This is a genomic window from Pseudomonas sp. Pse35 (assembly GCF_024519715.1).
In the GTDB taxonomy this organism is placed as follows: domain Bacteria; phylum Pseudomonadota; class Gammaproteobacteria; order Pseudomonadales; family Pseudomonadaceae; genus Aquipseudomonas; species Aquipseudomonas paracarnis.
On record NZ_JALJRP010000013.1, the window covers coordinates 110,503 to 130,066 of the forward strand.

The following is a 19,564-nucleotide window of genomic DNA, read 5'->3' on the forward strand; positions in this document are numbered from 1 at the left end:
CGATAAGCACAACGCCCGGTATGCCCAGGCGTTGGCCGCGTCGAATACCCCTCTCTCCCGCGTTTCAGCGTTGCACAAGTTCAAAACGAAACCCGCCGGGCGACGTGCAAAACTCGCCTCGGCGTAGAGCGCTGAAAACGCCGCTTCGCCCTTGGCGTGTCATTTCGCCGTGGCGGCTTTTTCGATGAGGCGGGCAACCGGTTCCGGGTTCGAAACCATCACCACATGTGAAGCGCCCTTGACCACTTCCACGACTTTGGCAGCGGCGCGCTTGGCCATGAATGCCATGGCTTGCGGGGGAATGTTCTTGTCCTTGTCGCCGTAGATGTACCAGGACGGAATATGCTTCCAGGCAGGGCTGCCGGATGCTTCGTTGAGCGCCGCTTCCGTTACCGGGCGTTGGGTGGCGGCCATCAATGCCGCCTCTTTCGCGGGGACGTCAGCGGCGAACTGGTTGTGAAATTTATCCTGCTGGATGTACAAGTCCTTGCCCCCATCGGCCAACGGTACAGGCGCAGCCAGCGTTGGACCCAGCGTGCTGCCCGGGAATTTGCCGGCCAGCCCGGCGACGGTTTCCCCGGCCTCAGGTGCAAACGCACTGACGTAAACCAGGGCTTTGACGTTTGCATGATCGTTGGCCGCATCACTGATAACGTTGCCGCCATAGGAGTGGCCGACCAACACCACCGGCGAATGAATGCTCGTCAGCAATGCCGAGATTGCCGAACCATCGCTCTTTACACCGCGCAATGGGTTGGCAGCGGCAACCACCGGGTAACCGTCCTTCTCGAGAATCTTCACGACGCCATTCCAACTCGACGCATCGGCAAAGGCGCCATGTACGAGCACAATCGTGGGTTTTTCAGTTTGCGACCAGGCGTGTGTCGCCATGCTCAGGCTGACGGCGACGGCCAGTGCGGTTAATACTTTTTTCATTGTTGACTCCGGGTTTAACGGGAAATCAGGGAGCGAAGCGCGTGAAGACAAAGTCGTGATTACGCACTCGCGCCTGGTGACAGGCGAAGCAGGTTTCGTGTTGGGCTTCATCGGCCGGTTTACCGTTGATAAACCGCCCGAATCCCCAGCCACCGGTTGCTGCATATCTTTTCGAGTCCTTCACCATCACCTGCACGGTGGTGGCCGGCCCCGGGATGGACGCCGGCTCGAATTCCGGGGACTGCACATGTTTCCAGGCCAGCTTTACCAGCACCGTGCCATCAGGGAATGGCAGCGTTGAATCCTGATAAGCCTTGATGGCCAAGTCATTGCCCAGCACGGCTCGCAGTTCGTTCAAGGGGGCCGCTTCCTGCGCGGGCGCAATCAGCGGCCATAGGCGGTAGTTTTCAGGCAATTTCACGCCATAGATCGGCGAGGCGTCGCCCTTACTGGCGTCGCCCGAGGCAACACCGGTAGCGGTCAACGCTGCGATTGCAATGGCAGCCGACATCGCGGCCAGAAATTTCAGCTTCATTCTCGCCATCCTCTCCGCCGGTTTTCAAAGATGATCGGCGTCGATCACCGCCTGGGCGAAGGCTTTCGGCGCTTCCTGCGGCAAGTTGTGGCCTACTCCACCGGTGATCAATCGGTACTCATACTTGCCAGTGAAGCGCTTGGCGTACGCTTCGGCAGGTGGATGCGGTGCGCCGTTCGCATCACCTTCCAGGGTGATGGTGGGCACGCTGATGGATGGAAATGCCGCGAGTTTCTTCTCCAGCGCGTCGTATCTGGCCTCGCCCTTGACCAACCCCAGGCGCCAGCGATAGTTGAAAATCGACACGGCCACGTGATCAGGGTTTTGCAAGGACGCCGCGCTGCGCTCATAAGTGGCGTCGTCGAAATTCCACTGTGGCGACGCCAGCTTCCAGATGAGCTTGGCGAAGTCATGGGTGTTTTTCTCGTAGCCCAGGCGCCCACGCTCGGTCGCGAAGTAGAACTGGTACCACCACTGCAGTTCGGCGGCTGGCGGCAATGGCGCCTTGCCTGCCTCTTGGCTGCCTATCAGGTAACCGCTCACAGCGACCAGGGCTTTCACTCTTTCCGGCCACAGTGCCGCAACGATATCCGCAGTGCGGGCGCCCCAGTCAAACCCACCCAGCACCGCCGTCTTGATCTTCAGCGCGTCCATGAAGTCGATCAGGTCGGTCGCCAGCGCAGCAGGTTGACCATTGCGAGCAGTCTTGGCCGAGAGAAAATGCGTATCGCCATAACCACGCGCAGAAGGGATCAACACTCGATATCCCTTGCCCGCCAAAGCAGGAGCGACATCAGCGTATGCGTTGATATCGTAGGGCCAGCCGTGCAACAAAATGACCACAGGACCATCGGCTGGACCGAGTTCCGCGTAAGAAACGTTCAGCAGCCCCGCCTTCACATGCTTAAGTGCACCGAGAGAGGTGTGAGCTCCCGGGGTGATAGCCCCAATGGTGGACGCGGGTACATCAGCCGCGCTGGCTTGGGAAAAACCGACAGCCACCGCCGCGAATTGCAGCACCGCTGCTGCCAACAGCGATGGGGCAAGACCCCGCAGGCGGCTGGATTTATTTTGATTGTTCAGCAAGGTCATCTCCATGGTATTTCTCCGTAGCGAGCCGCCGAATAGCGGCCCGGTGTGTTGGCTGGGTTGCGTGTGAGCTACTGGGCTGTCTTCGTTGCGCTCAGCTTGGCGCGCAGCGGCCTGAAGGCCTCCCGCAACTCTTCGCTGAACAATTGAGGTTGCTCCCAGGAAGCGAAGTGGCCGCCCTTGTTAACCTCGCTGTAATAGGAAAGTGATGGGTAAGCGCGTTGCGCCCAGCTTTTTGGCGCCTGATAGATCTCGTGCGGGAAGACCGTGATCGCCACCGGCACCTTGATGCTTGCTGTGTTCTGCGCGGCAGCGCTGAAATTGTTGTTGTTGTTTTCCCAGTAGAAACGCGATGACGATGCGCCTGCGTTCGTCAGCCAGTACAGGCTGATATCGTCCAGCATCTCGTCACGGGTCAATACCCGTTCAGGCTGGCCATCACTGTCCGTCCACGCGGCGATTTTTTCGTACATCCACGCGGCAGTTCCGGTAGGCGAATCGGCCAGCAGGTAACCGATAGTCTGCGGGCGCGTAACCATCATCGCGCCGTATGCTGCATTGCGGCCGAAGAAGGTGCTCAAGGAATCAAACGCCTTGCGTTCAGGCTCTGTGAGCCCGACAGGGGCCGGGTCACCACTATTGATCGGCTTGACCAATTCGGGCGGGATGGTGGCCGGCATGTTCAAGTGAATGCCCAACAGCCCCGGCGGACTCAGGCGGCCCAATGCATCCGATATGACCGAACCGTGATCTCCGCCCTGGGAAACATAGTGGGTATAACCCAGACGCTTGATGAGCACATCCCAAGCCTTCGCGACCCGATCCGGCCCCCAGCCCAATTCAGTTGGCTTACCGGAAAAACCGTGTCCCGGAATCGATGGAATGATCACGTCGAACGAATCTTCAACCTTACCGCCGTAAGCAACGGGATCCGTCAGAGGGCCGATCGTCTTCAGGAACTCAAACTGTGAGCCAGGCCATCCGTGTGTCAGAAGCAGCGGCATCGCGTTGGGGTTTGGCGAGCGAACATGGATGAATTGAATATCCACGCCGTCGATAGTCGTGATGAATTCAGGCAGCGCATTGAGCTTCGCTTCGGCCTTGCGCCAGTCATAGCCGCTGCCCCAATACTTCACCAGCGCCTGGACCTGGGCCAACTGCACGCCTTGGGAAACGTCATTGACGGTCTCTTTGTCCGGCCAGCGGGTCGCTGCAATACGCTTTTTCAGATCGGTCAATTGCGCTTCATCGACGTGAATTCGATAAGGTCTAATCGATTCGGGACTGGTCGAGGCCGAGCTGGCAACTGACGCATCGGCGGCCGGGCCAGCAGCCCAGGCACCACCGCTGCCGGCTATCAGGGCCAATCCCAAAGCGCCCATTCTCACGGAAGAAGCCATACAATGGCGCCAGGTGAAACCGAACGTAGCTGCAGGCATTTTGAATTTCCTATAAGTCATTGGTCGACAACGTCGCGAAACGCGCAGAGATAGCCGCGAGTTAAATGAGTCATCCATTGGAGAAGGTTTGCGCCTTCTCGATGGGTTCATTTAAAGCCCCGTAGGTATCCCGTATGTGTCATCAACCGACTTAAAGGAATCGCTGTGTATCTATCCAAAGCGCAGATACAAAACGATACAAACCGACCACTCGCTCATAAAAAAGCCAATGCCCCGACTTGTCGGGGCATTGGCTTTTCTGGGACCTGGAAAACATAAGGGCTTTTCAGCCCATCAAGCTCGGCAAAGGGCATAGAGACCGCGTCGATTGCTAGGCAGCATGACTTGGCTACCCAAGGAACAGGCAGATACCCCGCTCCACTTCACGCCCTTCCACGCCTGCAAGAAACTCCAGAAATTTGCCCCTGATTCTGGTTAGCGTTCACCATCGTCTCTACCGTGCCAGCAATCTTATTGAAGCTACTGCTGTTCAGCGACCAAGCAATCTTTTCAGCACCAGTAGAGCAACAGCCCCGATTGCCAGTGCAGCAACCGGTTTTTCCTTGACGAATGTAGAAACGCTGTCCAGTGCGTCACCATAGGTTTGCGTCAGTTGACCCGCAGCCTGGCGTCCAGCGCCCTCAGCTTCCAACTTCGAATCACCAAAAAGCTTCCCGACTGCGCTCTGCGCTTTGCCAGCAACCTTTTCTACAACGCCTTCTACCTGTTCGCTCTTCATGATTAACCAAACCTTCGTGTGTGATTGGGTAACCCAGGAAAACCCCGGGCTTGAGGCAACGTGCAAAGCGTTAGGTGGACAGGCTTAGTGATTAGTTCAAAGTTGATGAAGCTCACTTGGTCCAGATCAACCGATAAGTCTTCTTCCCTGTAGCGGCATCGTGATAGGGATTTTCGCCCGGGACCTCTCGCGTGCGCACGCACGGGCGTCCCTCGCAGTCAATAATGGCAGCTTCACCACCCTGGCGTTTCAACGCTTCTATGTTTTGCTCAAGCACCGCTAACTCTCGTTGCCTTTGCGCAATCTCATCGGTGCTGGGGACCGCAAAGAAAAACAGCAACGCCAGAGGCAATACCACACCTAGATGAATGGCGAAGATGCTGAGCCAGAATCGACGCTTAAGGCTGTCACTGGCGGCCTGGTACTTTTGCGCCGCATCAAGCGCCGCGGCATCGGCCTGTCTGAACCTGCCAACCAACTGCTCGGCCGCCTTTGAAGCCACTGAATCTGCGATCTGCGCCGCTGAAGCGCCCAGTATCGTCGGAATCTGTTGCAGGCTCTGCTCAACACGTTTTTCCAGATAGCCAAGGCGCGCAATCGCCTGCTCAGCGGCTTTTCTGTCATTTTCCGCTGCGCTCATGATGCCCTTGGCAGCAACGGCCATGGCCCGCAGGCTGAGGTCATTCTCGTTCACGTGTTCGTCCATGGGTCATTACCTTCCATATTCGGGGCCGTCGCGGTGTTTGGGACGCTTCATGCTTAGCTCCAATGCAGGCACAGATAGCTCCAGCTGGGGACCGCTCATTTCCAGCTCAAGCCATTGCCTGTGCGGCATACTCAAATCACAGACGTCTCGCAGCTGAACAAAATGCATTGCTCCACCTGCGCCCATGACCAGAAGCACGCCACCTGCGCCCACCGGGTCGTCAGCTTGAATATTGCGTAAAAATCGCAGGTATATCTGTGAACGCTCGCGCATCATCGGGTCCAGGCCGCGAACAGCTTCGCGCGCGGTTTGCTCCACGAGTCGTTCAAGGCTTCCCGCGGACAACGCCAAGTGTTCTTCGTCGAAGGCGTCCAGATAAGGCACGGCTCGCGAAACCAGAGGCGTGTCGGTGTCATTGGCGCCCACCTCCACATACCAGTGCAGGCTTCTGGACGTTTCGACCAATACCTGATTCTCACCTGTCAGGGCGGCCATGAGTAAACGATGTCGCAGCCGTTCTTTTTTCAGGCTGGCGCCCTTCATCTTGAATTCGATCAAGCGCACGACACCTGGAAAACTCAGCAGTACGTCAGCCAGCTCTTTGTCTGCAGGCGTCTGCTGTAGCAGGTTGACCACGCTTGGGATCGAGGTGTTTGCGTCTAGACATGACCGCACGGCGAACCCGAGACCGTACAGGAAGTTTCCTATCACGACGTTTTCATAGAGTTTCTTCGTTCGGTGACGTTTGTTCTGATGACCAACATCATCCTGATCTTGCTGGTTCAACGGCACTCCGTTACTCCTGATGCTTGGGATGAAGGACCTTATATATCTGCAAAACCACCCGCCTCACCGCCTCTTCAATCGTCCCTTCATTGCGACACGTTACCCACCCCTGCTCCACAGCCGCTCGCTCAAACGCCTCGGTACACGCAACTTGCTCCTCCAGCTTAGACATCACCGTACTGCTCAAACCCCGCCGTCGTGCTGCCGCCCGCGCCCAGGATATTTGCGCCGCGGTGACAACCCCCACGTGCAGGTCCGGCACTTGCACCTGCCGATTAATGTTCAGCTCAAGAATGTCTGCAAAGGGTATCAACCGACGAAACGCGGCATCAGACGGGTACCAGCGATCCATCAGGATGATGCTGTCAGGTGGCTGCGCGGCCAGTACGTTTTGAGTAATCCAGCTGCGGCTGTCGGCAAAGCGCTCACACACCTCAAGTTCCAGATCCCGGCTGGGATCTCGGGCGAACGTGTTAACCAGAGCCATCGTTTGCGCTCGACAGGGATCGCTCTTGCGCTCGCACAGTCGCACGACCTTTAGGTTGTCGGCCCTCAACGCTGTCGTAACGGCCTCCAACAGCGTGGTTTTACCGGTGCCTTTGGGGCCATCCATCGAAATAAACAGCGCACGAGTCATACGGGCGCTGCATCATCGTTCAGGTTGTGCCGTTCCATGGAGCCTCGGGGTCTGTGCGGTTGGGCGAGTTGGCCTCCATTATGGGCAACCCTATTGCCCAATGCGAGGCTGGACTGGCCGACGTGCCCTCCCCGCGTCGACAGTCAGTCATTCAGCATCCGGCTTTCCGGCACACCAGCCTCATACCTCAACGCCCATGGCGCAATCAACCGCTGCGGGGTCTGGCAGGCTTTGCGTTTAAACACGAAGTTGCGGCATTTCTCGGCAAACTGCTGGCGGTTTTCCACCATGTCGAGTCGCATCTGTGCCAGCTCCTGCTCGCGACAGCGTTCAACTTGCTGAGTATCCAGCATGGCTTTTCGCGTGCGTGCGTGAAGGTACTTATCATCGGTCAACGCACGGTCAGCCTCTTGCAAAAGCCACAGGCCGAATGCCTGCAGACAGCGGGGCCCGATGCCCTGAACCATGCCGTACTGCTGGGCCTGGATGGCGCTGATGGGCAGGCATTCTTCGGTGAGCTTATGCGCGATTTCGCTGCCCACCGCCCGTGGCAGGCTGTAGGTCCAGTATTCGGAGCCGTAGAGCCCCATGGTTTTGTAGTGCGGGTTGAGCACCACACCTTCGCGAGCCAATACAATGTCGGCGGCCAGCGCCAGCATCACGCCGCCTGCGCCTGCACTGCCGGTCAGGCCGCTGATCACCAGTTGCCTGGCGGTGAGCAGCTCCAGGCACACATCGTCGATGGCTTGAATGTTGGCCCAGGCTTCCAGCCCCGGCACTTCGGCGGCCTGGATGACGTTAAGGTGCACCCCATTGGAAAAACTGCCGCGCCCGCCCTTGATCAGCAACACTTGGGTATCTCGCGCCTTGGCCCAGCGCAACGCAGCGACCAGCCGCTGGCATTGTTCGGTGCTCATGGCGCCGTTGTAGAACTCGAACGTCAGTTCGCCGATGTGGCCGAACTCTTGGTAGCGAATGGGTTGATAGACCCGCTCGTTGAACGCCTGGCGGGCTATTGAGCTGTCCAGCACCGGAACGCCGGCCAGCCTTTGCGCCAGTACGTGCCGTGCCGGCAGCTTGAAGGTCTCCGGGCCTTTGGGTTTGAGCGAGCCGATCCACAGGCTGTGATCTCCGGCCGCCACCAGCACAGCGTCGTCCTGTACCGCAAGGATTTCTCCGGGAGTGCCCTGGCGGGCGTCCAAGTGCGCGTCGTAGAGGTAATATTGCCCGCCCAACAGGCTGGCCAACACGCCGGGTTGGCCATCGGCAGCGTCGATGCTGCGTTTGATAAAGCCTGCGCAATCGAACCAACTGAAGGTGCGGTCGGCCTGGGTCATGGTCGGCTGCAAGCGCCCGATGACGCCGGGTTGGGTGTAATCGAGCGGTGTGGGGACGAATCCCTTGGCGAATTTCGCCACGACGTCACGAATGCAAACCATCGCGGCGTCGCTCACCAGGCCGTTGTACAGCTCGGATTTGCGCACCTGGTCGGGCATGTCGAACTCACAGGTGGACCATATCGGTCCTGCATCCATTTCTTCCACCGCTTGCAAGGCGGTGACGCCCCAACGGCGAGCCTGCTGGGTGATAGCCCAATCCAGCGCACTGGCACCGCGGTCACCAACGATGCCTGGATGGATGATCACCACCGGGCGCTGCGGATGGCTCCACAGTTGATGCGGCACACGGTCCTTCAAAAATGGGCAGATCACTAGGTCGGCGCCAGACGCCTCGACCTGCTGGCATACCGTGGCTTGATCGGTGAACACCACAACGCTGGGGTCGTGACCCGCCTGGCGCAGATCCAGCCAGGCCCGTTGGGTTAAACCGTTGAATGCCGATGATAACAACAGGATCTTCAGTGATCGCATGGCTGACTCTTCCTTGAGAATGTGCGACCAGAGCAGCCCGTTGAGCCGTCCCTGGCCATCGATAAGCGCCCAAGGTTATAGAGCGAGCCAGCCTCCCCACCTGATCGAGATCAATAGATGAAAGCGGCTTATTTTTTCTGAATCACCGCGCAACCTACTCATCAAATGAACATGCCCTGCTCGGGTACGCCTTGTTAACCGTAACGGAGCCACGTTCATGTTCGAGAAACCGCATTACCTCATCAGTTTCATCCTCGACAACCAGCCACAAAGCCGCACGCTTGAGCACGATGCCGACACGCTGGACCCGCAATGGGCCGAGTCCCTGCTCAGGCAGCGCTTCGCAGAGCTCAAGGACGCGAAATTGAGCGACGTCCAGGTGCAAAAGCGCAACAAGCCGGCCGATGAAGGCCATGACATCCCAGGGCATTACCAGCAGTCCTGATTTACGTATCAGAACACCGCTGCCCGTTTATCAATCACTGAATATTCGGAGGACCTATGAACCCGACAACTCAAGGTTTGCCCTGCGCCTGCCCAGGTTGCACCTGCCAGGTGACCCATGACACGCGTCACCAGCGCAACGGCAAAGCCTACTGCAGCCAGGCATGCGCCGACTTGCACCCACAGGGTCAAGCGTGCCCCAGTGCCGATTGCCATTGCGAGTCGAATGTGAAGGTGCGAGACCGCTCCGTCAGCGATAGCCAGCTCGACGAGGCGATCGAAGAAACCTTTCCTGCAAGCGATCCCATATCGCCTTGATCATTCAGACCCATTAGGAAAACGGGGGCTGCATCGTGGCTCTAGGGTCTAGCAGTTGACAGCCCCCGGCAAAACTCAACAACCTGCACGTCTCACCGCCCTGCCCTGAGGCTGCCCTTGGACTATTTCACCGCGCTCACCGCCTTCATCGAAGCCGCCGAAGGCAACAATTTCTCGCGTGCCGCCGAGCGCTTGGGGATCAAGGCCTCAACGGTTTCACGCTATGTGAAGGACCTTGAGCAGGACCTGGGCATCGCGCTGTTCAACCGCTCCACACGCACGCTGCATCTGACCGAAGGCGGTCAGACCTTCCTGATACACGCACGCAGGGTATTGGATGAACTGGAACACGCCAAAGCCGCCACGTCTGCGCTGAACCAGCATCCCCGGGGCGTGTTGAAACTCAACCTGCCGCCGGCGTTTGCTCGGCATCACATCCTGCCGGCGTTGAATGACTTTCTGGTGCGCTACCCGCAGATCAGCGTGGAACTGGTGCTGGATAACACCCAGGTCAATTTGATTCATGCCGGCGTCGACTTAGCCATACGCATTGGCGAGCTGGCCGATTCGACCCTCAAGGCACGCAAGCTCAGCGACGGCCACTACCGCTTGGTGGTCAGCCCGGCGTTTGGCATGCAGCACCCTCCTCCTTCCACGCCCACCGACCTGGCCGGTTTGCCTGCGGTGCTGGGCACGGCTACCACCGGCGATATCAGTTTTGTATCCGCCGGCCGCGCGTTCCCGTTGCAGCATGACGGCGTTATTCGAATCAATGACCTGGACGCGCAACTCATCGCCGTGCGCCAAGGCCTGGGCTTTGCGCTGCTGCCCGACTGGCTGGTGGCAAGAAGTATCGAGGCCGGCGACTTGGCAGTGTGGCTGCCCGAATGGCATATCCAGGGCGTGGAGCGGGCGTTTGCGGTGTGGTTTGTGTACCCGCCCAAGCGCATCGTATCGTCCAAGGTCCGGTGTTTTATCGACTTTATCGTTGAACGACTGGGCGAAACACCGGACTGGAAGTGACTCAACTGAAGCGGATACCCAGCGCACGCAGGTAGGTTTGCAGCCCCGCATCCTGAATCGGGATCAGGAACGCCTCGCTATCCGATTCATTAAAATGCGCATGCCAGTAACCCGGTGGCGTGACAAACGCCAGGCCGGGAGACCAGTCGACCCGCTGCGGGTTACGAATTTGCCCATCCGCGTCCAGCTCGGTGCCCACCAATGAATAACAGCCCTTGGGGCAATCAATAATGAAGTCCAGTGCAATCGACTGATGCCGATGGGGTTTCTGCACCGATCCCGCCGGCAGAATCCCGTACATGGCCCACAGCACGTGGGTCACCGTGCGCGTCTGCGGGAAGTGACGGTTGCCCAGCAGGATGCTGATGCGGCTGCGGTCCTGTGCCCTGGGATCATCGGCCGCTTCACGCAACTTCGCGTTGGCCAGTGCTGCTGGGTACAGGGTCGGCGCAAAGCGATCGGCGCGGGGTGTCACCCCCAGGTAACGCAGCAACGGCTCATCGTGCACATAGTAAAGACGTGCATCCTCGCGGGCACTGAAGTGCGCTTGCTGTAATCCCGGCAGGGCGATAAAGCAGCCCTTGGACCATTGAATCTCATACTCCCCCTGAACCACGCTGCCCTCCCCGGCAATCACGTAGAACACCTGGGAAGTGGCGTTGGGTTGCAGGGTCAGCGTGTCGCCACGGTTAAGGCGCATGAAGTTCGCGCATAGCCCGGGGCCTGTCGCAGGGCCTTCGCAGCCCAAGGCGTCGCTGAGGTCCAGCGGTACCACGCGGGAGGGGCCATTGTCATACAGCGAGGCCGGAAAGCTGTGGTAGGGAATGCGGGAAATCAGGTTGGCACTGATGGGATTCGCCGCCTTGCTGTACTCGAAGTACTCGGCGTCCACTTGGTTGATATCCGTCAGTGCGGGGTCGAATTCACGGTTCATCAGGCTCACCTCAGTCTTGGGCTGGATCGCGCAGCACGGTTGAAGCGCTGCACGGGCTAAGTGGACTATAGGCATTGCCCACTGGCGGATGAATGCCTGTAACGGCACAGCAGTTATGCGAAACGGGGCAGTTAACGCAATTGGAACCAGGTGGTTTTCAACTGGGTGTACTTATCAAACGAATGCAGCGACAAATCGCGCCCGAACCCCGACTGTTTGCCGCCGCCAAACGGCACGGTCACATCCAGGGCGTCAATGGTGTTGACCGACACGGTGCCGGCATTCAGGGCACGCGCCACGCGATGCGCACGGTTCAGGTCATCACTCCACACCGATGCCGCCAGGCCGTAGACGCTGTCGTTGGCTTGCTGTATCGCCTGTTCTTCGGTATCGAAGGCACTCACCGCCAGCACGGGGCCAAACACCTCCTCACGGGACAGGCGCATATCAGCGGTGACGTTGGCGAATATCGTCGGCTGGATGAAGTTTGAACAACCCTCGATGTTCAACTGTTGGCCACCGGTCAACAGCGTGGCGCCTTCTGCGCGAGCCTGCCCGATGGCTTGCATGATGCGTGCGGTTTGCCCGCTGTCGACAATTGCACCGGCGGCGCTGGCAGGGTTCAGTGGGTTGCCGGGCATCCAGGCGTGGGATTTATCGATCAGGCGCTCGATGAACTCGTCGTGGATGCAGCGTTGCACGTAGAGGCGCGAATTGGCCGAACACACCTCGCCCTGGTTAAAGAAAATCCCGAAGGCCGCCTTCTCCGCCGCCAGGTCCAGGTCCTGACAGTCTGCAAACACCAGGTTCGGGCTCTTGCCTCCACACTCCAGCCACACCTGCTTGAGGTTGGACTGCGCGGAGTACTGCATGAAGTACTTGCCCACTTGGGTCGAACCGGTAAATACCAGGCAATCGACGTCCGGGTGCAACCCCAGTGCCTTGCCGGCGCCCTCGCCCATGCCTGGCACCACGTTCAGCACGCCCTCGGGGACGCCCGCCTCGAGCGCCAGTTGGGCCAGGCGCAGGGCGGAAAACGGCGATTGCTCAGCGGGCTTGAGTACCACGCTATTGCCTGCCGCCAAGGCGGGTGCCAATTTCCAGGCGGCCATGTCCAGCGGAAAATTCCACGGCACCACCGCTGCAATCACGCCCAATGCTTCGCGGGTGATGGTCGCCAACGCGTTGTGGGCAGTCGGCGCGACCTGATCATAGAGCTTGTCCAGGGCTTCACCGTACCAGGCGAAAACATGGGCCGCGCCGGGTACGTCGACGTTATAGGCGTCCATTACCGGCTTGCCCATGTTCAGGGAGTCCAGCAGTGCGAGTTCTTCGCGGTGGGTCATCAACAGGTCGGCGAGTTTGATCAGGACTTTTTTGCGTTCGCCCGGAGGCATGCGTCGCCACGGGCCGTCGTTAAAGGCACGGCGCGCAGAGCGTACTGCCAGGTCGACCTCCGCTGCACCGCAGGCGGCGACCTGCGCAAGCAAGCGGTTGGTCGCCGGGTTGATGGTGTCGAAGGTCGCCCCGGAGAGTGCACCTACGGGCTGGCCGTCGATCAGGGCGGTGCTGATGAAGGTTTGACGGGCAGCGCGTTGCTGCCAATAGTCGAGGTTGAACATGCTGTACTCCTGAATTGGGCCGTAAGGCTTTTGTAGGAGCGAGCTTGCTCGCGAAAAACTCAAGGGCGCCGCGTTCATCCAGGAAGAACGCGTTATCGTTGACGTTTTTCGCGAGCAAGCTCGCTCCTACGGATGAACCGAGGTGGGGCCTGTTCATTCGGCCATTTGCAGTTCCGGCATGCGTACCCGGAACCCACGCGTGACGCAGAACAAACACACCAGCCCCAGGGCCATCCAGCACAGGCCGATGGTGAACGACAGGCCGGACAGGCTCGTCCACAACCACAGCGTGCTGAGAAACCCCAGGCCCGGCAGGGCGGCGTACAGCAGATAGTTGCGTGTACCGCGCAGCTTCTGGTCGCCCAGGTAATGCTTGATCACGGCCAGGTTCACCGCCGAAAACGCGAACAGCGCGCCAAAGCTGATCATGTTGGCCACGGTGTCCAGGCTGATGAACAGGGCAATCAGCGAAAACAGGCTGACCAGCATGATCGCGTTGGCCGGCACGCGTTTTTTCGTCACCAGCTTGCCGAATACCCTGGGCAACGCGCCGTCGCGGCCCATTGCGAACAGCACGCGGGACACGCTGGCCTGGGAGACCATCGCGGAGGCGAAACAGCCCGCCACATAGGTGGCGGTAAACGCACTCACCAGTAGCTCGCCGCCGACCCGGCGCATCACATCGACCGAAGCCGAGTCGGGATCGGCAAAACTATTCCATTCCGGGAAGACCATCTGGGCGCAATACGACACCACCAAAAACAGCAACCCACCGATCAGCGACACCGCCATGATCGCCTGCGGAATGGTACGACGCGGGTCAGGTGTCTCCTCAGCCATGGTCGACACGGCATCAAACCCCAGGAACGACAAGCACAGCACCGCCGCGCCGGTCATGATCAGCGGCACGCTGAAACCTTCATGGTGAAACGGCTTGAGCAGCGACACCGGCTCGGCTTGCCCGCTGAGGTTGTGGATCGACAACCCCACGAACACCACGATGAACACCAGTTGGGCCACGATCAGCACCCAATTGACCCGGGTAATCGACTCGATACCCACCAGATTCAGCGCCGTCACCAGGGCAATGGAGCCCAATACCCATACCGCGGTGGGCACGGTAGGAAAGTATTCGGACAAGTAGATGCCGATCAGCAAATAGCTGAGCAGCGGCAGGAAGATGTAGTCCAGCAGCAAGGTCCAGCCGGCGATAAAGCCGAAGGAGGCGCCAAACGCCTTGCGCGTATAGGTGTAGACCGAGCCCGAATACGGGTGCGCCTTGACCATGCACCCATAGCTGTAGGCCGTCAGCAGCATGGCAGCCAGGGTCAACAGGTAGGCGGTGGGCAGGTGCCCCTTGGTCATTTGGGTCACCAGACCGTAGGTGGTGAACACCGCCAGCGGCACCATATACGCCAGCCCGAACAGTACAAGCCCGACAAGGCCCAGGGGTTGTCGAAAGCGGCGCGATGAGGTTGGTTGGGTTGGGGTTTGATGGACGGGAGTATCGGCTACGTTTGTTATTGTATTCATTGCTGACTCCTGGAAAGTGGAATGCAGGGCGCCGCGGCGTTCGATCAAATCGACACCTTTGATGAGTCATCCATTGGGAGCGGTGGGCAGGCCGCTATGGGCCGCCCACCCTGTTCAACCGAAGCGGCATGCGGGGGCTCAGCCCTTCACAGTTTTCCCGCGATCCGTGCGGTGCGGTCCACCGCAATGCGGGTCTTGTCGACCAGTTCATCGAGCTCCGCGCGGCTGGCTACCAGGGCCGGCGCCATGATCATGCGGCCCAGGGTCGAGCGAATGATCACGCCTTCTTCAAAGCCAAAAGTGCGGCATTGCCAGGCCAGGTCGTTTTCATTGGCAAAGCGTTTGCGCGTGCCTTTGTCCTCGACAAACTGCAAGGCTGCCAGCAGGCCGGTGCCCTGGATCTCGCCGATCAGCGGGTGGTTGCCAAAGACTTCGTGCAGGAGCTTGTGCAAATACGGCCCGGTGTCGTCCTTTACCTGGCGCACGATCCCTTCGTCACGCAAGGCCTTGAGGTTGGCCAGGGCCACCGCCGCCGCAACCGGGTGCCCGGAATACGTCAGTCCATGAGCAAACACCCCGCCCCGCTCTACCAGGGCTTCGGCCATGCGCTTGCTCAATACCAAACCGCCCATGGGCAGGTAACCTGAGGTCAGGCCCTTGGCGATCGACAACGTGTCGGGTTCGAAGCCGAAATACTGATGGGCAAACCACTCACCTGTACGACCGAAACCGCCAATCACTTCATCAGCGCACAGCAGCACATCGTATTGGCGACAGATACGCTGGATCTCTGGCCAATAGCTTTCTGGCGGAAAAATCATGCCGCCGGCGCCCTGGAAAGGTTCAGCGATAAAACCGGCGACGTTTTGCGCGCCCAACTCCAGAATCTTTTCTTCCAGTTGCAGGGCGCAGCGCCGCCCGAACTCGGCCGGGGTCAAGTCACCACCCTGGGCGTACCAATAAGGCTCGTCAATGTGCGCGACGTCCGGGATCAAGCCGCCCATTTCATGCATGAATTTCATGCCGCCCAGGGCAGACGCCGCCAGGGTGGAGCCGTGATAGCCGTTCCAGCGACCGATCATGATCTTCTTCTGCGGCTTGCCGAGCACTTGCCAGTAGCGGCGTACGGTGCGGATCAGCACCTCATTGGCTTCGGAACCGGAGTTGGTGTAGATCACATGGCTGTAGTGCCCTGGCAACAGGCTGAACAGCAACTCGGACAGCTCGATCACCGCCGGATGGGTGGTGTGAAAGAACATGTTGTAGTACGCCAACTGATCCATCTGCGCAGCAGCCGCAGCCGTCAGGTCCTTGCGCCCATAACCCAGCTGCGTGCACCACAGGCCCGACATCCCGTCCAGGTAACGCTTACCCTCGCTGTCCCACAGGTACAGGCCCTCACCGCGGACCATTACGCGCGGGCCTTCGGCATTCAGCGCCTTTTGATCCACAAAGGCATGGATATGGTGGGCCGCGTCCGAGGCCTGGTAGTCCTGGGTCTGGCGTTGCGGTTCAAAGGGTAGGTTCATGGCTTTTTCTCTTGTTGTGGGTAGTCATGCAGCCGGTCAACGGCCTTTGCTCATGTAGCGTTCGAGGGGGTCTTTGCTCAGCCCGCCCTGGGCCTCGGCCAACGAGTCGATAAACAGGGAAAACAGTTCCGATTGCGTGCCGATGTCGAGCTTGCTGTAGATGTGCTTGCGGTGGGACTTGATGGTGTCTTCGGAGACCCCGAGGCGCTCGGCCAGCGAACGTGTGGAGTGGCCGCGCAGGATCAACTGGGTGATCCGGCATTCGCGTTCGGTGAGCAGCGAGGAGCCGAAGTTGTTGAGTGCCGAGTGAATACGCTGTTCCAACAGGCTTTCGAAACGCGCGCCCTGAGTCTCCAGGCCGACGAAGTGCTTGCCCAGCACTGCCAATACCCATGGTGCTATGCGCTTGAAATGCTCGGTGGTGTCCGCGTCGAGCTTCTGCGTAAAGGCCAGCGACACCGCCAGGCTCAAGCCGTTGCTCGCCTGCAGGATGTAGTTGAGCTCATCCTCCAGGTGCGAATGCCGGTAAAACGACTGGTAGTACTCGCTGTGCTCAAAGTGGTCGGGGGCCACATCGGCGAGGTCGTAGCAGCCGGAAGTGGCGCCCTCCACGCAGGCGCCGTAGAACGGGTCGAGCAAGTAAAAACCGGAGAGGTACTGGCGCACATTGCCCTGGGGCAGCCATGGCCCGTCCAGTTCGAACAATGCGCTGGGCATGCCGTCGTGGGGGTACAGGTACAAGGTCGTGGCCTGAATGGGGCGGATACACCCCAGGGCATCGAACAACGTGGCGGCAAACCCCGCGTGCCCGATGCTCTCGGTCACCCTGGCTATCTGTTCGAACCACTGGGCTGAAGACAGTCGATCATTATCCACTTCGAAGACTCGCCGTCATAACGGTTGGGTGCGACACCAGATCACTGGCGCCGGGGACTGAAGTGATAGTCCCACACCCGCAAAGTCATCGAAATCACCCCTTAGGGTGAGGGGGTGCGCTGGAACCTCGGAATCGCCAAGCCCAGGCTTTCGCGCAAGGTCGAGCCCTCGTAGGCCGTGCGATAAACACCGCGCTCTTGCAGCAAAGGGATGACCTCCTGAGTAAAGCGATCAAATTGCCCAGGGTGCCCGATGTAGATATTGAACCCGTCCACCGCCCGTGCCTCGAACCAATCCGCCATTTTCTGCGCCACCGTGGCCGCGCTGCCCACGAACGCGCCTGGGCGCAATTGCCGGCCAAATTCGACGGCCTGGCGCAGGCTGAAGCCCTGCTCCCGCGCCTGGTCGGCGATGCGTTTGGCAGCGGTGAAAAAACTGCTGCGCGCGGCCTCCAGGCTCTCTTGCGGGAACGGCGCATCCAGGTCGTACTGGCTGAAATCATGCCAGCCAAAATTGCGCCCGAACTCCTTGAGTGCCAGCGCAAAACTGTGGTCGAGCTGATGATAGTGCTGCTCGATTTCCCGAGCATGGGCATCGGTGTCGCCCACATAAATTTCCGCACCGGGCATGATCAGTACCTGTTCCGGATCGCGCCCCCGTTGTGCCGCCCTGCCCTTGATATCCCGGTAAAACCTCTGGCCCTGCTCGATACTGGCCGCGTGGGTGAAGATCACATCGGCAGTGGCGGCGCCCAGGTCGCGGCCTTGCTCCGAGTCGCCGGCCTGGAAAATCACAGGCTGGCCTTGGGGCGAGCGCTGGATATTCAGCGGGCCCACCACCGAGAAGTGTTCGCCCTGGTGATTCAGGCTGTGCAGCTTGCTCGGGTCGAGAAACTGCCCAGTGGCACGGTTGCGCACAAACGCATCGTCTTCGTAAGAATTCCACAGCCCCTGCACCACCTGAACGTGTTCGGCGGCACGCCCGTAGCGGGTGGCATAGTCGTAATGTTCGTCGCGGCTGTAATTGCCGGCGGTACCGGCATCGCCACTGGTCACCACGTTCCAGCCGGCGCGGCCTTTGCTGATCAGGTCCAGGGAGGCGAGGCGCCGGGCGACGTTATAGGGCGAGTTATACGACGTAGTCAGCGTACCGACCAGGCCGATATGCCGCGTGCTCACGGCCAGTGCCGACAGCAAGGTCAGCGGCTCCAGGCGATTGAGGTAATGGGAAGGCGAGCCTTCGGTGATGAACTGGCTGTCGACGATGAACAGCAGGTCGAACAGCGCCGCCTCGGCCTGGCGCGCTATCTCGATGTACCAATCGACGTTGACGCTGGCATCGGCCGGCAACTGCGGATCAAGCCACAGGTTATGGCGGCCCGGCCCACCGCAGCCCATGGTCAGGGCGCCCAGTTTGAGCTGTCTTTTAGTCATTGCGCAGTAGTCCTTCAAGCGGTCAGGGCTGGGTGGTGGCGACGGCGGGCTGCAAGGCGGCTGCAAATGAAGGGTCGAACAACGTGGCGGCCGAGTAAGACTTGACCAGGCCCAGGCCGGCAAAAAAGTCCACGGTCTTTTGCGCCTCGATGGGCGCCTGAGGCGTCAGCGGCTCGACGGTGGTGCGTGCGCGGGCAAACCAGACGCGAGCGATGTCGGCATCAGCGCGGGTGCGCTTGGCCCAGGCATCGGCATACGCGTTGGCGTTGGCCGGGCTTTGGCGGGCCCAGTCGCGGGCTTTTTTCAGGCGCTGGAGGAAGTCGCTGATGGGTTCACGCTTGGCCTCGACAGCACTGGCGTTGGCGGCAATGAAACTCTGGGCCGGGATCAAGTCTTCAGCGGTTGCCAGCACCCGCGCACCTTGGCGTTCCTGTTGCGTGACGTAGGGTTCCCAGGTGGCGATCACGTCAACTGCACCGCCTTCCAGCGCGTGGGAGGCATCCAGGGCGCTGAGGTAGCGCCATTGCAGCGAATCCCGCGCAACCCCGGCCTTGTCCAGTGCGGTCAGCAACAGTTGCTGGCTCCAGGAACCTTTCCAGATCGCAGCGCGCTTGCCTGCCAGATCGGCCAGGCTGTGGATCGACGAGTCTTTTTTTACCAGGATGGCTACGCCGTCGAGATTTTGCCGGCTGACGGCAATCACCTTGATCGGTGCACCCAAGGCGCCCAGGAACAACACCGGGGCATCCCCGAGCAGGCCCAGGTCCAGGCTGCCGACGTTGAGCGCTTCGGCCACCGGCGACCCGGCCGTGAACTGCTTCCAGTCCAGCGTGTAAGGCAGGTCATCGAGCACCCCCGCCGCTTCCATCACGGCCTGAGCGTTGTAGCTCTGGTCGCCGACCACCAGGGTTTGGGCCTGCGCCGTCAGGCACAGCAAAGAGGCGGCCAACCCGGCCGCCAGGGTTTTGAGGTAACGCACGTTCGTCTCCAGATGCCTTGTGGGGCATTCAAATCGATCCGCACGCACGGTCTCGGTTTTAAAAAGCTTTTATCTGTGGCGAGGGAGCTTGCTCCCGCTGGGCAGCGTAGCGGCCCCATGCTCCTGACAAAGAGC

General features: G+C 59.8%; 19 protein-coding genes and 1 pseudogene. 3 read left to right on the forward strand and 17 right to left on the reverse strand.

The genetic code is table 11. From position 1 onward, the window contains the following. Window positions 1–69: 69 nt before the first annotated feature. The 10 genes and pseudogenes from OC445_RS13780 to OC445_RS13825 all read right to left on the reverse strand — a co-directional run. Window positions 70–147, reverse strand: a pseudogene (locus OC445_RS13780) (creatininase family protein); the annotation flags it as partial. 12 nt (window positions 148–159) lie between these two features. Then, complete coding sequence (locus OC445_RS13785) at window positions 160–936, reverse strand: alpha/beta fold hydrolase (protein ID WP_054898503.1); 777 nt, start codon at window positions 934–936, stop codon at window positions 160–162. Window positions 937–961: 25 nt separating this feature from the next. Continuing rightward, window positions 962–1,471, reverse strand: coding sequence for a cytochrome P460 family protein (locus OC445_RS13790; RefSeq protein ID WP_072446660.1), 510 nt, complete (start codon window positions 1,469–1,471; stop codon window positions 962–964). 24 nt (window positions 1,472–1,495) lie between these two features. Beyond that, window positions 1,496–2,569: an alpha/beta fold hydrolase gene (locus tag OC445_RS13795; protein WP_054898501.1), complete on the reverse strand. Its 1,074-nt coding sequence runs from the start codon at window positions 2,567–2,569 to the stop codon at window positions 1,496–1,498. Window positions 2,570–2,631: 62 nt separating this feature from the next. Continuing rightward, window positions 2,632–3,999, reverse strand: a complete 1,368-nt coding sequence (locus OC445_RS13800) for an epoxide hydrolase family protein (RefSeq protein WP_089041682.1) — start codon at window positions 3,997–3,999, stop codon at window positions 2,632–2,634. Between the two features lie 490 nt (window positions 4,000–4,489). Next, the gene (locus OC445_RS13805) at window positions 4,490–4,738 is read right to left on the reverse strand and encodes a CsbD family protein (protein ID WP_014718439.1); all 249 of its coding nucleotides are present in this window, start codon (window positions 4,736–4,738) and stop codon (window positions 4,490–4,492) included. A 112-nt stretch (window positions 4,739–4,850) separates the two neighbouring features. Then, a complete protein-coding gene (locus tag OC445_RS13810) occupies window positions 4,851–5,444 on the reverse strand; it encodes a hypothetical protein (protein WP_072446665.1) in 594 nt (197 codons plus the stop codon). Window positions 5,445–5,450: 6 nt separating this feature from the next. Further along, on the reverse strand, window positions 5,451–6,230 hold the full coding sequence (locus OC445_RS13815) for a hypothetical protein (RefSeq protein ID WP_140915263.1): 780 nt from the start codon (window positions 6,228–6,230) through the stop codon (window positions 5,451–5,453). 10 nt (window positions 6,231–6,240) lie between these two features. Beyond that, complete coding sequence (locus OC445_RS13820) at window positions 6,241–6,867, reverse strand: dTMP kinase (protein ID WP_198791759.1); 627 nt, start codon at window positions 6,865–6,867, stop codon at window positions 6,241–6,243. 143 nt (window positions 6,868–7,010) lie between these two features. After that, window positions 7,011–8,738, reverse strand: coding sequence for a hydrogenase maturation protein (locus tag OC445_RS13825; protein ID WP_181124340.1), 1,728 nt, complete (start codon window positions 8,736–8,738; stop codon window positions 7,011–7,013). A gap of 217 nt (window positions 8,739–8,955) precedes the next feature. Between OC445_RS13825 and OC445_RS13830 the strand changes: the two genes are divergently transcribed. The 3 genes from OC445_RS13830 to OC445_RS13840 all read left to right on the forward strand — a co-directional run bounded on the left by OC445_RS13830 (window position 8,956) and on the right by OC445_RS13840 (window position 10,523). After that, window positions 8,956–9,183: a hypothetical protein gene (locus OC445_RS13830; protein WP_198791758.1), complete on the forward strand. Its 228-nt coding sequence runs from the start codon at window positions 8,956–8,958 to the stop codon at window positions 9,181–9,183. A 56-nt stretch (window positions 9,184–9,239) separates the two neighbouring features. After that, a complete protein-coding gene (locus tag OC445_RS13835; protein WP_014718436.1) occupies window positions 9,240–9,500 on the forward strand; it encodes a metallothionein in 261 nt (86 codons plus the stop codon). Between the two features lie 117 nt (window positions 9,501–9,617). Then, window positions 9,618–10,523, forward strand: coding sequence for a LysR family transcriptional regulator (locus OC445_RS13840; RefSeq protein ID WP_089041678.1), 906 nt, complete (start codon window positions 9,618–9,620; stop codon window positions 10,521–10,523). Between the two features lies 1 nt (window position 10,524). Here the strand turns inward: OC445_RS13840 and OC445_RS13845 are convergent, their stop codons facing one another. The 7 genes from OC445_RS13845 to OC445_RS13875 all read right to left on the reverse strand — a co-directional run bounded on the left by OC445_RS13845 (window position 10,525) and on the right by OC445_RS13875 (window position 19,429). Beyond that, window positions 10,525–11,457 carry a cupin gene (locus OC445_RS13845; protein WP_198791757.1) on the reverse strand — a complete coding sequence of 311 codons (933 nt, stop codon included), beginning with the start codon at window positions 11,455–11,457 and terminating at the stop codon, window positions 10,525–10,527. Between the two features lie 131 nt (window positions 11,458–11,588). Continuing rightward, on the reverse strand, window positions 11,589–13,079 hold the full coding sequence (locus tag OC445_RS13850; protein ID WP_198791756.1) for an aldehyde dehydrogenase: 1,491 nt from the start codon (window positions 13,077–13,079) through the stop codon (window positions 11,589–11,591). Between the two features lie 153 nt (window positions 13,080–13,232). Beyond that, a complete protein-coding gene (locus OC445_RS13855) occupies window positions 13,233–14,612 on the reverse strand; it encodes an APC family permease (RefSeq protein WP_198791755.1) in 1,380 nt (459 codons plus the stop codon). 146 nt (window positions 14,613–14,758) lie between these two features. Beyond that, window positions 14,759–16,141, reverse strand: coding sequence for an aspartate aminotransferase family protein (locus tag OC445_RS13860; protein WP_054898487.1), 1,383 nt, complete (start codon window positions 16,139–16,141; stop codon window positions 14,759–14,761). Window positions 16,142–16,177: 36 nt separating this feature from the next. Continuing rightward, window positions 16,178–17,017 carry a helix-turn-helix transcriptional regulator gene (locus OC445_RS13865; RefSeq protein ID WP_054898486.1) on the reverse strand — a complete coding sequence of 280 codons (840 nt, stop codon included), beginning with the start codon at window positions 17,015–17,017 and terminating at the stop codon, window positions 16,178–16,180. A 101-nt stretch (window positions 17,018–17,118) separates the two neighbouring features. After that, window positions 17,119–18,450 carry an LLM class flavin-dependent oxidoreductase gene (locus OC445_RS13870; protein WP_054898485.1) on the reverse strand — a complete coding sequence of 444 codons (1,332 nt, stop codon included), beginning with the start codon at window positions 18,448–18,450 and terminating at the stop codon, window positions 17,119–17,121. A gap of 22 nt (window positions 18,451–18,472) precedes the next feature. Continuing rightward, on the reverse strand, window positions 18,473–19,429 hold the full coding sequence (locus OC445_RS13875) for an ABC transporter substrate-binding protein (protein WP_034127415.1): 957 nt from the start codon (window positions 19,427–19,429) through the stop codon (window positions 18,473–18,475). Window positions 19,430–19,564: the final 135 nt, after the last annotated feature.